We start from the raw sequence: 13,238 nt of genomic DNA, 5'->3' as shown, positions 1-13,238 counted from the left end.
TGTGAGTGAAACTCTCGTCGGTCTCTTGTCTGTTGGCGGCATGCTCGTTCTGCTCATTTGCGCTGTGCCGGTCGGCATCGTTCTGGGCATTGTCGGCGTAGCCGGCATGTACTTTGGCCTCAGTCCCTCCTTTGCCTTCGGGCAGTTGCGATCCTTGCCCTTTGCAGTGTCCAGCAACTATGCCTTTGCCATTCTGCCGCTCTTTATCCTGATGGGCATCGTCGCCGAGAGATCCGGTATCACGATAAAGCTCTTCGACGCGGCAAATGCCTGGTTGCGTTCCGTGAAAGGCGGCTTGTACCAGGTCGTGATCGTCGGGTCGGCGATGTTTGCCGCGATCTCCGGTTCGACCATGGTCAATGCCATCGTATTCACGAGAATGGCTCATCCCGAGATGCAGCGATACGGCTATTCTCGTAGCCTGTCGCTTGGATGTATCGCAGCCGCAGGCAGCTTTGCCGCCATGATCCCGCCTTCGGCCACGATGGTCATCTATGCCATCATGACTGAACAATCAGTCGGCCAACTGCTTCTTGCAGGGGTCGTTCCGGGCATCATCAGCGCGCTCGCATATGCCCTGGGCATCATGGCAATGGTCCGGATCTGGCCCAACCTGGCTCCGAATGCTCTTCAGAAGATGCCTCTTCGGCAGAGGATGACGGCGCTGACCTGGGTCTGGCCGATCGCGCTCCTGTTCCTCCTGGTCATGGGCGGGATCTATGGCGGGTTCTTTCCTCCAAGTGCTGCTGGCGCCGTGGGAGCAACAGGCGCCATCCTGATCGGCATCCTCTACAAGCGTGGCGATCTTTTCAGCTGGCTGCCGGTGTCGCTGCGAGAGGCAGCTTATATCAGCTGCACGATTTTCGTTATCCTGATCGGGGGTCTGCTTTTCTCGCGGATGCTGGTTGCCGCAGGGATCATCCCAGAAATCGTTTCCTATTTCCGCGCCTTTGACCTCGGTCCGGTCGGGTTTCTCATCGGTGTGTCGATCCTCCTGCTTGTCTTGGGAGCCCTCCTCGACACAACCTCGATGCTGGTCGTGACCCTGCCGTTCCTCTTCCCGATCTCACAAGAGGTGGGGGTCAATCCTGTCTGGTTCGGCATCATCGTCGTGAAGCTCATAGAGATTTCAGTCATCACGCCGCCAATCGGCTTGAACCTGTTTGCCGTGCAAAGCGCAGCAGGTCCGCAGGCAAGCTTCGGTACAATCGTGCGCGGTGTAATCCCCTTCATCGGTATCGAACTGGTGGTCCTCGCGGCGCTGATCACCTTTCCCGCACTTTCGCTCTGGCTGCCAAGCGCGCTTTAAGCCTCTTTCTTGAAGGATCTTTCTCATGACGAACAGACACCCTGCACTCGACAAGCTGGTGCGCTCGCTCGAAGCCGCGTTTCTCGAAAAAAACCCTACGGGACCATGGATGGACGAAGCGGTTGAGGCGTTTAGATCCTTAAATATGCCGCATCCCCCAAGTGGAGCGGCTTCCGCTACCATCGACGCCTGCCGCCACCTGGAACCTGCGCTCGCGCGGGCACGGGAAGAGGGAAGCAACAACGTCCGCTCTATTGCAGAAGCTTTTGGAGAACTCGCGCCCCAGCTTACCTGGGCACGTCGGGCCGGAAGCGAAAGGGAGGATGTCACCTTTCACGAGGGTCATGCCAATGCCATCGTCATCGGACCGAAAGGACTTGAGGCGCGGGAGGATTGCTGGCTTGGCGTCAGCTTGATGGCCCCAAACGTCCAGTATCCGGTCCACCGCCATCCTCCTGAGGAGCTGTATGTCGTGCTGTCAGAGGGCTATTGGTTTCGCGAGGACGCTAACTGGTTCACTCCAGGCATGGGAGGTATCGTCTATAATCCGTCGGGGAGCATTCACTCGATGAAGTCGACCCAAGCACCACTCCTTGCATTCTGGGTGCTTTGGGGTGGTCGTAACCTGTCTCTGTAAGAGCGGCATGCGGACACCACCGATGTCCGGGAGGGGCGCAGTCTCAGCAGCTTTGCCGTGACTCTCTTCCGGATAGGAGCGGTCCCGGAGTTCGTCGGCTGGTCGTCAACAGCCGACCTGTCTGCGCTTCATAGCAATCCGAGCCACCGGGGTAGGGCAAGCGACAGCGCCGGGATGAAGGTCGTGAGCACCATCACCGGCAGGGCAACCAGGGCCATCATCCGCAGCGCAGGTCCGACGGCTGATGGACAGAGACTTTGCCGATCTGTCCGTCGTCGAATGATTTGGAACAGGCGGCCTGATGTTGGTCTGGAGGGCTCTGGCTCCGTGGGTTGAGGTTATGCTGCCTGGCGCTGATGGATCAAGCGCCGGTTCTGGATGGTCAGCTTCTTGATCTTCTCCCTTTCTGCCAGGATGGCCGGGCCGCGCCCGAAGTAGACATCAGCGGGCGTGAGATTGCCGAGGCTCTCATGATAGCGGTGGTTGTTGTAATGCTCGACAAAGGCCGCGATGGCCGCCTCGAGTTCGCCCTGCAGATAGTAGTTTTCCAGCAGAATGCGGTTCTTGAGGGTGTCGCTTGACACATGCAGGGTTTGAACCACAGGCAAAAAGAAAAATTCAAAGCGCTGATCGAACCTAGTTAATTTCTGGCAGCATTCCTTTAGGTTGAGTCGCACAACCGGAACGAACCAAGGCTGCGCGCTCATGAAGTACGGAAGACTGATCATCGGCATCGTGGCCGTCATCACGGCCCTTTGGATCATCCTGGGCGAGCAGATATCGGGCGCCAGCGCCGATGCGGTGGTCAACGCCCCTGTGGTGACCGTCCGTGCTCCGGTGGCGGGGCATTTGCAGATTGCGCCGCGCCAGTTGGGGTCGCGGGTCAGCCGGGGCGAGGTTCTGGCCAGCATCCAGGATCCGCTTGTGGATCGGGTGCGGCTCGATGATCTGCTGATGGAGGTGCGGCTGGAAGCGGCCGCCGAAGCACAGATCGCGGCTCTGCTGTCGGAAACACAATCTGTCCGGGAGGGTCTTGCCGAGCGCACCCAAACTAGCCGAGCCAGCCGGCTGGAGGAACTGCGCGAGCATCTGTCCCATGCCGAAGCACGCCTGACCATCTTGGAAACGGGCGGAGCGACGCCGGAGAATGACGATCAGCAATTGCTCAATGCCGTCGCGCAGGACGCCGATCGTCTGCCAGGTGAGCCGAGACTGGATGCTCTGGTCCTCGACCATGCACGCGAGCGGGTGGACGTCCTGCGGATTGCCCTTAGGGCCGCCGAGGAGAACGTGTTTCTCCGGGATGGAGCCGATGCCGGGCAGCGCCTGCTGGAGCAAGACAAAGAAATCGCCCTGCTGACCTCACGTCTCGCAGAGCACCAGGAGCGCAGCGCTGCTGTCCGGGAGCGGGCCGATCGCGAGCGGATCCGCGTCAATGGCCTGACCGGTGGTGACCTTCAGGCTCCTGTGGACGGCCTCCTATGGGAGGTGCTGGAGGCAGACGGCGTCACAGTTCAGCGCGGCGACCCTCTCCTGCGGCTGGTCGATTGTCAGGCGACCCTGGTGACAGTGTCCGTGACCGAACGCGTCTACAACGGCCTCACGGTCGGGCAAGCCGCGACGTTCCGGCTTGGCGGCACGTCCGAGGTGCATGACGCCACAATCAGCCGCCTTGCCGGCAGCGGAGCTGCAACAGTTTATCGCAACCTGGCCGTGGCTCCCAGCCAGCGTCATCTTGAGCGGTATGACGTGGCCCTGATCGTTCCCGCGCTGCGCCAGGCTGGGCCGGAAGGCTGCATGATCGGGCGCACCGGCCGCGCCTTCTTTGACACCCGCCCGCTGGACGGGCTGCGCAACTGGTTCCGCTGACATGTTTCCGTTCCCTCACCTGACTGAACTCGGCTCCAGCTGGACCCATGTGCTGCTGGCGCTCGGCGCGGGCCTCATCCTGCCTTCGGTGGTCGATCCGACCAACAACCGCCATCGGGCCGCCCTGATGGGCATCTCCTTCCTGCTGGCGCTGCGCTATGTCTGGTGGCGAGGGACCGAGACCTTGGCGCCGGCGGGATGGACCATCGACATGCTGGCCAGCTGGTCGCTGTTTGCCCTGGAGATGCTGGCGCTCATTGGCTCGATCAGCGCCTTCACCATCATGTCGCGCATCCGCCTGCGCAGCGAGGAGGCCGATGCGCATGAAGCCTGGTGGGGCGAGCAGGAGCCCCGCGTCGCCATCCTGATCGCCACCTATAACGAAGAGCTGGAAATCCTGGAGCGCACCATCGTGGGTGCCCGGTCGCTGCGCCACAGGAACAAGGAGGTGCTGGTCCTCGATGACAGCCGGCGCGACTGGCTGCGTGACTATTGCGCCGAACAAGGCGTGCGCTACATGCGCCGACCTGACAACAAGGGCTCCAAGGCCGGCAACATCAACCACTGCCTGGATCGCCTGGCCGAAGATCCGGTGCCGCCAGATTTCGTTGCGGTGCTGGACGCCGATTTCGTGCCCCACCGCGGCTTCATCTCGCGCAGCCTGGCGCTGTTCCATGACCCCAAGGTGGCCTTGGTCCAGACACCGCAGCACTTCTTCAACGCCGACCCGATCCAGCACAATCTCGGCATCAGCCGCTCCTACCCGGACGAGCAGCGGTTCTTCTTTGACTACATGCAACCGTCGCGCGACGCTTGGGGGATTGCGATCTGCTGTGGCACTTCGTCGATCTGCCGCTGGAGTGCCCTTCGGGAAATGGGGGGCTTTCCCACCGAAAGCGTCACCGAGGACTTCCTGCTGACGCTGGCGCTGCAGGAGCGCGGCTGGAAGACCGTCTACCTGGCCGAGCCGCTGACCGAGGGCTTGGCTCCCGAGGGGTTGAAGGAATACGTCACGCAGCGCGCCCGCTGGTGTCTGGGGCTGATGCAGATCGCCCGCTCAAAATATGGGCCGCTGGCCAAGAACAATTTGCGCCTGCGCGACCGCTGGAGCGTGATCGACTCGGTGTTCTTCTGGATGACCAGCTTTCCCTTCCGGGTGGCCGTTGTCGTCTATCCGCTGCTTTACTGGTTCTTCAACGTGATCGTGGTGAACGCGACGCTGACGGATGTGATCAGCTACTTCGGCGTCTACTTCGTCTGGTCGTTCATGGCGCAGCGGACGTTGATGCCCGGCATGTTCGTGCCCGTTCTTCACGACACCAGCCAACTGATCGGCGCCCTTCCCATCAGCCGCGCCGCTTTCACGGGGCTCTTCCGGCCCAAGGGCCACCCCTTCTCGGTGACGGCCAAGGGCGGCGACCGGACCAAGGTCATCGTTCAATGGGAGATGATGGCCCCGTTCCTGGTTTTGCTGATCCTGACGCTTCTCGGCCTGACGCTGGGTATCTTCGTGGACCGCTTCGCCTTCAATGACGCCGGCGACGGCAAGTGGGTGGTCATCTTCTGGACCATCTACAATGTCTTTGTTCTGCTTATGACGATCCTGGCCTGTGTCGAGCTGCCCCGCCGTGAGCGCCATATCGCTGATTTGCCAGACCGTGGCATCCTGGTCACCGATGGCGACATCCGCCGTCAATGGATCAGTTCGCTGACCATGGAGGAGGCGCGGCTGCGCGGAAAGATATACCCGATTGGCACAACAGGCCTGTTGCGGCTCCGTGACGTTGGCGATGTGCCGGTTGAGGTCATCGCGCAGACTGTGGACGGCAACCGTGTCCGGCTGACACCTACCCCTCAGCAAAGGGAAGCCTTGTTGGTCCGGTTTTACGCCGAAGGGGCCGCACCCGGCACGGGCCGGGCGCAGCTGGCGGGGCTGCTTGCGGGATTGGGGCGCCGTCTGTCGTTCAGCGATCGTCGCTGATGCGGTCTTGTTGAAGCCGGGTCAGCGCCGCCGACAGCAGCGCGGCTTCGCGGGTGACGTGGAAGCTCGGAGGATATTCCTGAGAGCCGTCCGCGATACGCTGCGCAGAGGCGGCAAGTTGGGCAAAGGGCGTCCTGACAGCACGCGCGACAAGAGCCGTCAGCAGTCCGATCAGGGAAACGGCGACCAGAAACGCGTAAAGCGCCCCGTTGCGGATCAGGTCGACGCCGATATCAAGGCGATCGGCATCCAGCCGCCCCACCATCCGCCACCCGAAGTTCGGCAGGTCTCCATAGGACACTTCCGGTACCAACGCGGAGAAATACTCCTGCCCGTCAGGCCAGGTCTCGCGTCCTCCAGACTGTACGCCGGTCTGCGCCGCACCCAGGATCTGCAACTCCGCTGTGTCCGGTGCCTCATCCGCTGAGGAGGCCGATATGTCGCCACTGGGGTTGATCAGGTAGAGGTCAATGCCAAAGGCTTCCGAGGTCTCTCGCAGATGTTTGGTCAACCAGGTCGCGTTGATGTGCATGCCGACGACGCCGATCAGATCACCATTGGCGTCCGTGACCGGCTTGGCCAGATCGATGAAGCGCAGCGAATCGTCCCCGTCACCTCCGAGAAGCTGGGCCAGAAGCACGGCGTCATGAACATCGCCCGCAAAACCACCGCTGAGGCCGTTGCGATACCAGGGCCGTTCGCTGACATCCTGCCCGACCAGCAAGCCATCCGTCGCGGCAATGACCTGGCCGCTCAGATCCGCATACCCGACCCAGGAGATGCGGCTGCCATCGCCGCTGGCCCCCGTTATCAGATAGGTCAGCTGCTCCGGGTTCAACCCGTCAACCCTTTCCGTCAGAGACGTCAGGTCACGCCAGTCGCGCTCGAGTGTCCGGGCCAGATCCTCCGCGGCGGCCGTGGTGCGAAATCGGGCCGCATAGTCCAAGGTGCTGTCGGTGAACCGGTCGCCGCGCAGATATGCAAATCCCATGGGGACCAGGCACATCACCAGGATGCAGGACAGCGCAAAGCCGAAAAGGGCCTTGCGCAGGGTCAGGGTTGGCAGCTGGGTCATGGCACCTCAGAACGTGTTGATGGAGAAGCCGGCAAAGACTTCCTCAGAGGTCAGTTTGTAGCCGGCCCGGACGCTGAGCGGCCCGTCAGCGATGCGTTTTTGAAAGGCCAGGGTGGTCTCGTGGTAACTGTCACTTCCGCCGCGCGACAACTCGACGCCAAAATTGCCTGGTGCAAACGTCATCTGTCCGAGCAGAAACCAGGACTGGTGAACCGAGCTGACATCAGCCAGCAAATAGGTGGATCCGAAGGAGGTGGGGGTGTAACGCTCGAGCGACAGCTTGAGGCCGGCCTGAACGTCATCGCCCTCATCCTGCTCGTGCTGAAAGCCGATGGTAGGACCGACCTTCATGACGGCAACATCCCCCAGCGGCAGCCCATAGGTGAGGCTGATCGCGCCGGAATGCCCATCCTCGTAGTTGGAAAGGTTCAGCCCGTAGTTCAGGGAGCCCCGGCTGGCAGAAGCCACGACGGATTGGGTGCGGGCACCCGCATCCCCTTGCAGGAAATAGCCGTCGGCGGCGGCAGTCTGACCCAAAAGGCAGGCCAAGCCCGCTGCCGAGGCTATTGTTCGAACCCGCGCCATCGAAGCTCCCTTTGTCAATCTGCTTAAGGACAGCTTAATCATGAATCAGCGCTACAGCCTAGAGTTGAAAATGGTCCTGCATTGGGCGCTCCGAAGCAGATGTCTGCTTCACCCAGATTTGCACCTGCCATACTATTATCCATGTCAGGTGACTCGGTGCCCGTCAGGTTTAGGCAACTGCCAGGCAGAGACTTTTTTGCATCTGCAGCGTATGACTGCTTGCTCCGCATCGCTGTCACCCAACCGCCCGCCCGCAAGCGATCGCAACCCGACAGGGCCGAGACTGGGCCGCTGGACCGACTATTGCGGCCCCGCGCGGGCTGGCTCGGGACGAGACAGGCGGCGCGGGAAAAGCCGCAAAGGAGGGGCAGGGGTCCAGGCTCGGGGCGCAGGCCGGTGAAGCCGGCCGGAGCCTGGAGCGCGGTCCCGGCCAAAGGCCGGGATGCGGCTAGAACAATCTCCTGATGTTGCCGATGCCCTTGCTTGATCCCGATGGCGCAATCCGCAGATGCGAGCAAAGAGCGATCAGGCCGGTTCTCAGCAATCTCGGATGGGCTTTTGCGCCCTTCATCAGAACCTCGTGGATCATGCCGGTATTGCGTTCCGCCTCGACCCTGAACACCTCGCAAATATCATCGCCGGGCATCATGATTTCCCAGATATTGGATTCTTCATTCTTGACGCATGACACCATAAAGGCCGCCATGACATCGGCGGCCCAGTTTACGACAGGATTTGGCTCAACCCCTCTTTTCCTTGCCTCCGCCATGCAGAAGTTCTTTGCCGCCTTGAAGGCGTTGGACACATCACGGGGGCAATCCGATATTCCGCCAGTATCGCGAATACCGTCGATCCAGTTTGCATAAATCACATGATAGATCATCTGCCGTCCCTGACCTGAAGGCCGCTTAAGGCCCGAAGCTTGCTCGAAGCATACCCGCGAAGCCTATCGCCACAACAGCCGGTATGATGCGTCTGCTTCAGGACCATGCCCGACATGATTGAAGTCCGCCGTCAGGCGGGCCAGGACGCCGCCAGGCGTCCTTGTTCTTCTGCCCTGTCCTGCACGGTAATGCTCGGGTTGGCCGTCAAGGGGTAACTGCCGGGGCGCAGACAACCACGACCCCGCCCCGGCGCACTCATCAATGGGGAAACAGAGCCATGCCATGACAATCCATGGATGTTCAATAACTTGAAAGCACAACCTCCAGAAGAAACAGAGACCTGCTTCATGGACGCAAGCGCGGCGCCTGCCGCGCTTTCCTTTTCCCGCGCAGCGGTTCCGCGCGAACAGCGCGGGCCGGGGCTGCGGGGCATTGTCCCTGCAGCGCCGGTCAAACCAGAGGGCTGCGCCTGGACAAAAGAAAAGGCCCTGCCGGAGCAGGGCCAGTGCTATCCTCACCACAAGGATAATCGGGTGCAGCCTCCTTTTCAGGTCGGAGCGGCGGCTGCGGAAAAACTCGTTGCAGGTATCACTCCCGGCAGCACAACGCCAGCGGTCGGGATGATCGTTCCGTCAGATCAGGGCCATCTTGTCGGGCTGCGGGCGGATCCCTGCGCGGCCTCGCGGGTCGATGAACCAGCCGTCGCCGTCGCGGAACATGCTGGCCTCCCATCCGTGCTGCTCGATGAACAGGCGGTCGGCTTCCGCGCCTCGCTCGGCGTGCAGATCGCTGGCGCGGTGCCCGCTCGGGCGACGGCACCAAAGGCCGGGGGCGCTTTGGCAGGTCGGGCAGCGCACAGCTAGAACCGGATGCGGGTATACGGTGAAGTCAGGCATGGCAGCTTTCCTCGGCAGTCGAAAAGCGGGGCTCGATCCGGCAGCGATGTTGATCGCGGGGAACAAGGTCGAACGGCATCTGATCCAATGTAAACCGGCCTACGCTGTAGCTGAGCAGGAAATCCAGAGGTGAGAGCGGATCGGCGGGATGGTTCCTAAACATTGCATCCCTTTCTGCTGCTGGGCAGTTATGCATCGGACCATCAAATGAGGGACCGATTATGACAAAGGCCATCCTGACCCTTGAGGGCATGAACCAGATCAGCGGCGACGTGGAAACTGGCGGCGATTATGTCCGGTTTACGGCACCGGATGCGCTGGATGAAAGTCAGATCAACGGCCCGCATGAAGGAGAACTCGTGATCGATGGGAAGGGCGAACGGGTGGTCCTCACCAATTACAGGACCACGGACGAGGGCGGATGCGAGATCACCCTTCGCCGGATACAACCCAACGTTTCCTGAGCAACTACGCGGCTGCGGATCAGCATGTCGTTCGCTGCCGCCTTGGGCTGCACCAATCCCCGGCCATCAGCTCGGTCAGAAGGGGCAGAGCTTCTCGTTCAAGGCACTGCTTGCGGCGCAGCGCGGCCCGCTTGCGGCTGGTATCGGTGAACGGGTGGCGTTCGCATCGTGTGAGCCGCATGGGGGCAACCTCCTTCGCGCGAGAGGCAGGCAGGGCGCAAACGCCCTGCTGCGGTGGTTCACGTCATGCCTTCGGGCGACGATCAAGGCGGAACCGGACAAGCCACGATGGCCCAAGCCGGTTGCGCAGGCTGTGAAGAACGGGGCTGGCACTGGCGTTCATCCATTGCTTTCGCAGTTCGGCCTTCCAGCACCGGCCATGCTCGGCGGCAAAGGCCCGCAAGGCTTCCTGTTCCTCGACCGTCAAGCCGTCACCGGGATCGGCGCTGCCACCGGCCTTTTCCCCGATGATCCGCTGCAATTCCTCCCGTCCGGTGTCGAGCATGGCGCGGGCTTCAAGATGGGCAAAGGGTTTCCAGAACCTGGCGCGGGCTTCCGGGGTCTGCTCGATCCCGGCACGGCGTTCGAGGTCTCCGATGGTCATGACACAATCTCCTGCGGGGTGATGGGGTGGGGCGCTTGCGCCCCACCGTTGGTCACTTCATGCTTCGGGAAGCCATGCCGCGATCTTCGCGGCCTGTTCCTCAGTGACGGCAAGGGCGCTGCACAGATCCCCGTCGCCCCGGAACAAGGCTTCAAGCCGCTCGGCCTTTTCGCCCTTCTTCATCTTGGCGAAGGTGGTTGCGGTGGGATGCTCGGGGGCGAGGTCCAGCAGGTCGCGCCACAGATCATCAAGGTAGCCGCCACCCACGCGGGAAAAGAAATTGGCGGCGGTCGGCGTCCAGACTTCGCGGATATTGGGCTGCGTTTCCTTGTCCAGCATGGCCGCCATGTCCTTGCTGCCGCCGCGATAATGCGCGGCAAGGAAGCGGGCCAGTTCGCCCTTCACATGCTCCGCACCCTTCTTGCGAAAGGCCCGGAAGGACTTGGCATGGTCCTTGCCAACCATATCGCGGGCCGGGTTGTCGGTCAGCCGCGCATCAAGCTGGTAGCCGCTGGCCTCGGTCGAGGGCCAGTTCGGAACGTCCTCGGTGGACAGGCCGAACGGCTTTTCCCAACGCAGCGCATGGCTCAACTGATAGGCCAGGAGGTCGATCAGCAGATCAGGGTCGCGCAGGATCGCATGTTGCCGCGCCCCTTGGGCGATGCGGGACAGGTCATCGCGCAGCTTCTGCGAGATTGCCGATTTGGGCGCGTCCTCGGCTGCACCGGCATGGGCGGACGGGCGCAGGAAACCGGCCTCGATAGCCGCAGTCCGGTCCTCGCGGCGCACAAGGCCCTCGGTTCGACAACAACAGCGACGCGTCTGACAGAGATAAAGAGCCGGGCTGCGCCAAGGCGGATGGCGTAGCGGCACTTGCAAGTTGCAATGACAGGCGTCATGCGAAAGCTTCTGATCCTTGCAAACACCTTACTGAAGGAGGGCAGGGCCTGGACAACGACCCTGCCCTGAACCGGTCTCTGGCTGCGTGGTAGCGGGCGTCAACAGCGCGAGAAACTGACCATGAGCGGCGGGTGCATCAGCTTCCGAGCGATGCAATCAACCCACGGGATGCTTGATGAACAATGATTTTGTAGAACGCAACTCTGAGACACGCTGCGTTCTGATTGTTCAACCGTTAGGCCGCCATGCGCTGCTTCCTGCGCCGGCTCAGGCCACCGACACCGCCCATGGCTGCGAGGAGAAGGAGGCCTGACGCGGGGAGGGGGACAGGGGCGATGGCAACTTCATCGTAGTTGACTGCAAACGCAAGATCACGATTCCAGCCAGTTGTCCAACTGTTTGACCCGAAAGCTCCGCCGCCCGTATTTATAAAAACGAACGTGCCGTCATCATACGCCTCATCATTTGTGGCGCCCCATTCCGAGCTTCCCGCAGAGGTAGCGCCCAGGAAAATCACATACTTACCAGCGGTAAGTGCCAGATGGCCCACATCGATGAGATAGCTCGTCATCTCGCCGGTTGCTAGCGTCGTGCCTGTTCCGCTGAACAACGCCGACCCCGCGACCCTGCCATTTTCGTCGTCCCAAGCATAAACAAAGGAATTGTAGCTTATATCGTTAAAACTGTTTATGCGGAACTCGAACGAATTAAGATCAACATTGTCGCCAAATGAAACAGTCTGGCCGTAATAAGTTGTATCAGGCATACCCCACGAATTAATGGTCCCATTTTCGTCCGCAAGAGTCGAAATGGTCGCTGCACTTGCAGCACCCGCGCCCACCATTAGGACGGCAGCCATAACTAGTTTATTCAACATCAAAACTTCCTCACAACGATACTTGCGGCTGGTTCAACTATCTCCGCTCCACACGGAATAACAGGAGCGTGATCATAGTTCTACAAAAATTTTTCAAAAAATTCGGGTGCTTACGACCTGTAGCTGTAACGAACGCTGAACTCCTCGCCTAGAAGCAGTGGGAAAGTAGCTTGTTTGTCTTTGTATGTTGTCCGTCGTGAAATTGAGCCGTAGGGATGTTTCTCTAACTCAGCTGAAGCTGGGTGTTCCATTCCGGATGATCACATAGACCCTCGTCGGTCTGCTCTGTTCATGGCAAGGTCGATCCTGCGCGATGTTCGGGAGGGAGTGGGAGCATGCTGATCTCTCTGCACAAGCAGGCGACGACGACGCCGAAGATCCGTGCCGCGATCCAGGCCAGCAGCGAACCGGCCTGGCGGGTGGCCGAGCGCTCCGGGATCTCCGAGCAGACGGTCTGGGCATGGCGGGGCCGCGACGACGTCCACGACCGGAGCCACACGCCGCACCGCTTGCAGACGACGCTGACGCCTGCGCGAGGCAGGCCGTCGCGGTTGCCCTCCGCAAGGCCTTGCTCTTGCCGCTCGACGACCTGCTCGCGGTGGTGCGCGAGTTCCTCAACCCGCATGTCTCGCGCTCGGGACTCGACCGCTGCCTGCGTCGCCACGGGGCGGCCAACCTGCGGGCGCTGAAGCCGAAGGAACCCAAGCCCGCGCACGGCACCTTCAAGGCCTACGATCCCGGCTACCTGCACATCGACATCAAATACCTGCCCCAGATGGCCGACGAGGATCGCCGCCGCTACCTCTTCGTGGCCATCGACCGGGCCACGCAGTGGGTCTTCCTGCGCATCTACCCGGCGCAGACCGCAGCCAACGCACGAAGGTTCCTGCGCGATCTGGACCGCGGCGCGGCCCCGATGAAGATCACCAGGATGCTAACCGATCAAGCCATTGGAACGCCATTGATGGAGTGGATGGCTCCCGCTCCCGGCATCGCAATGTGCCACATTGGGTGCCGTCAGAGTCACCAATGAAGCGAGCCATCAATGAAGGGGTGAACCGCCCCGGGTTTACCGGAGAGTTTGTGGTTCAATGATTAGGCTGCTTTTTCGGCTGCGTTCAAGCTTGCGTAGAAGGCCTCCTCTGCTTCGTTCGGCG

At 61.3% G+C, this 13,238-nt stretch carries 12 protein-coding genes and 2 pseudogenes; 6 read left to right on the top strand and 8 right to left on the bottom strand.

From position 1 onward, the window contains the following. Position 1 precedes the first annotated feature (1 nt). Positions 2-1,309 carry a TRAP transporter large permease gene (locus IEX25_RS14960; RefSeq protein ID WP_229665282.1) on the top strand — a complete coding sequence of 436 codons (1,308 nt, stop codon included), beginning with the start codon at positions 2-4 and terminating at the stop codon, positions 1,307-1,309. Positions 1,310-1,334: 25 nt separating this feature from the next. Further along, complete coding sequence (locus IEX25_RS14955) at positions 1,335-1,946, top strand: dimethylsulfonioproprionate lyase family protein (RefSeq protein ID WP_188715980.1); 612 nt, start codon at positions 1,335-1,337, stop codon at positions 1,944-1,946. Positions 1,947-2,284: 338 nt separating this feature from the next. Here IEX25_RS14955 and IEX25_RS14950 read toward each other — a convergent pair. Then, positions 2,285-2,518, bottom strand: a pseudogene (locus IEX25_RS14950) (integrase core domain-containing protein); the annotation flags it as partial. A gap of 133 nt (positions 2,519-2,651) precedes the next feature. Between IEX25_RS14950 and IEX25_RS14945 the strand changes: the two are divergent. Both IEX25_RS14945 and IEX25_RS14940 read left to right on the top strand, forming a co-directional pair. Continuing rightward, positions 2,652-3,815, top strand: coding sequence for an HlyD family secretion protein (locus IEX25_RS14945; protein WP_188715978.1), 1,164 nt, complete (start codon positions 2,652-2,654; stop codon positions 3,813-3,815). Next, on the top strand, positions 3,772-5,796 hold the full coding sequence (locus IEX25_RS14940; protein WP_229665280.1) for a glycosyltransferase family 2 protein: 2,025 nt from the start codon (positions 3,772-3,774) through the stop codon (positions 5,794-5,796). The genes IEX25_RS14945 and IEX25_RS14940 overlap by 44 nt, the downstream gene beginning before the upstream one ends. Here the strand turns inward: IEX25_RS14940 and IEX25_RS14935 are convergent. The 4 genes from IEX25_RS14935 to IEX25_RS14920 all read right to left on the bottom strand — a co-directional run bounded on the left by IEX25_RS14935 (position 5,780) and on the right by IEX25_RS14920 (position 9,236). Further along, positions 5,780-6,871 carry a HAMP domain-containing protein gene (locus IEX25_RS14935; protein ID WP_188715976.1) on the bottom strand — a complete coding sequence of 364 codons (1,092 nt, stop codon included), beginning with the start codon at positions 6,869-6,871 and terminating at the stop codon, positions 5,780-5,782. The two genes, IEX25_RS14940 and IEX25_RS14935, sit on opposite strands and share 17 nt — an antisense overlap. Before the next feature lie 6 nt (positions 6,872-6,877). Next, the gene (locus IEX25_RS14930) at positions 6,878-7,498 is read right to left on the bottom strand and encodes a hypothetical protein (RefSeq protein WP_188715974.1); all 621 of its coding nucleotides are present in this window, start codon (positions 7,496-7,498) and stop codon (positions 6,878-6,880) included. A gap of 406 nt (positions 7,499-7,904) precedes the next feature. After that, entirely contained in the window at positions 7,905-8,339 is a 435-nt protein-coding gene (locus tag IEX25_RS14925; RefSeq protein ID WP_188715972.1) for a hypothetical protein, read from the bottom strand. A 633-nt stretch (positions 8,340-8,972) separates the two neighbouring features. Beyond that, positions 8,973-9,236, bottom strand: coding sequence for a zinc finger domain-containing protein (locus IEX25_RS14920; protein WP_188715971.1), 264 nt, complete (start codon positions 9,234-9,236; stop codon positions 8,973-8,975). Positions 9,237-9,457: 221 nt separating this feature from the next. Here IEX25_RS14920 and IEX25_RS14915 point away from each other — a divergent pair, with 221 nt between their 5' ends. Continuing rightward, on the top strand, positions 9,458-9,700 hold the full coding sequence (locus tag IEX25_RS14915) for a hypothetical protein (RefSeq protein WP_103175200.1): 243 nt from the start codon (positions 9,458-9,460) through the stop codon (positions 9,698-9,700). A gap of 244 nt (positions 9,701-9,944) precedes the next feature. Here IEX25_RS14915 and IEX25_RS14910 read toward each other — a convergent pair whose 3' ends face one another. From IEX25_RS14910 to IEX25_RS14900, 3 genes are all read right to left on the bottom strand, one after another. Next, the gene (locus IEX25_RS14910; protein ID WP_188715969.1) at positions 9,945-10,304 is read right to left on the bottom strand and encodes a hypothetical protein; all 360 of its coding nucleotides are present in this window, start codon (positions 10,302-10,304) and stop codon (positions 9,945-9,947) included. Between the two features lie 57 nt (positions 10,305-10,361). Next, complete coding sequence (locus IEX25_RS14905; RefSeq protein WP_188715967.1) at positions 10,362-11,093, bottom strand: hypothetical protein; 732 nt, start codon at positions 11,091-11,093, stop codon at positions 10,362-10,364. A gap of 346 nt (positions 11,094-11,439) precedes the next feature. Beyond that, positions 11,440-12,081 (bottom strand): VPLPA-CTERM sorting domain-containing protein, encoded by a 642-nt coding sequence (locus IEX25_RS14900; protein WP_188715965.1) that lies wholly within the window; start codon positions 12,079-12,081, stop codon positions 11,440-11,442. Between the two features lie 335 nt (positions 12,082-12,416). On the opposite strand from IEX25_RS14900, the pseudogene IEX25_RS14895 reads away from it, so the two are divergent. Further along, positions 12,417-13,024: pseudogene (locus IEX25_RS14895) on the top strand (transposase family protein); the annotation flags it as partial. Between the last annotated feature and the right edge of the window lie 214 nt (positions 13,025-13,238).

The organism is Paracoccus acridae (assembly GCF_014642735.1).
GTDB lineage: Bacteria > Pseudomonadota > Alphaproteobacteria > Rhodobacterales > Rhodobacteraceae > Paracoccus > Paracoccus acridae.
This window is presented reverse-complemented; position numbering and strand designations above follow the sequence as displayed.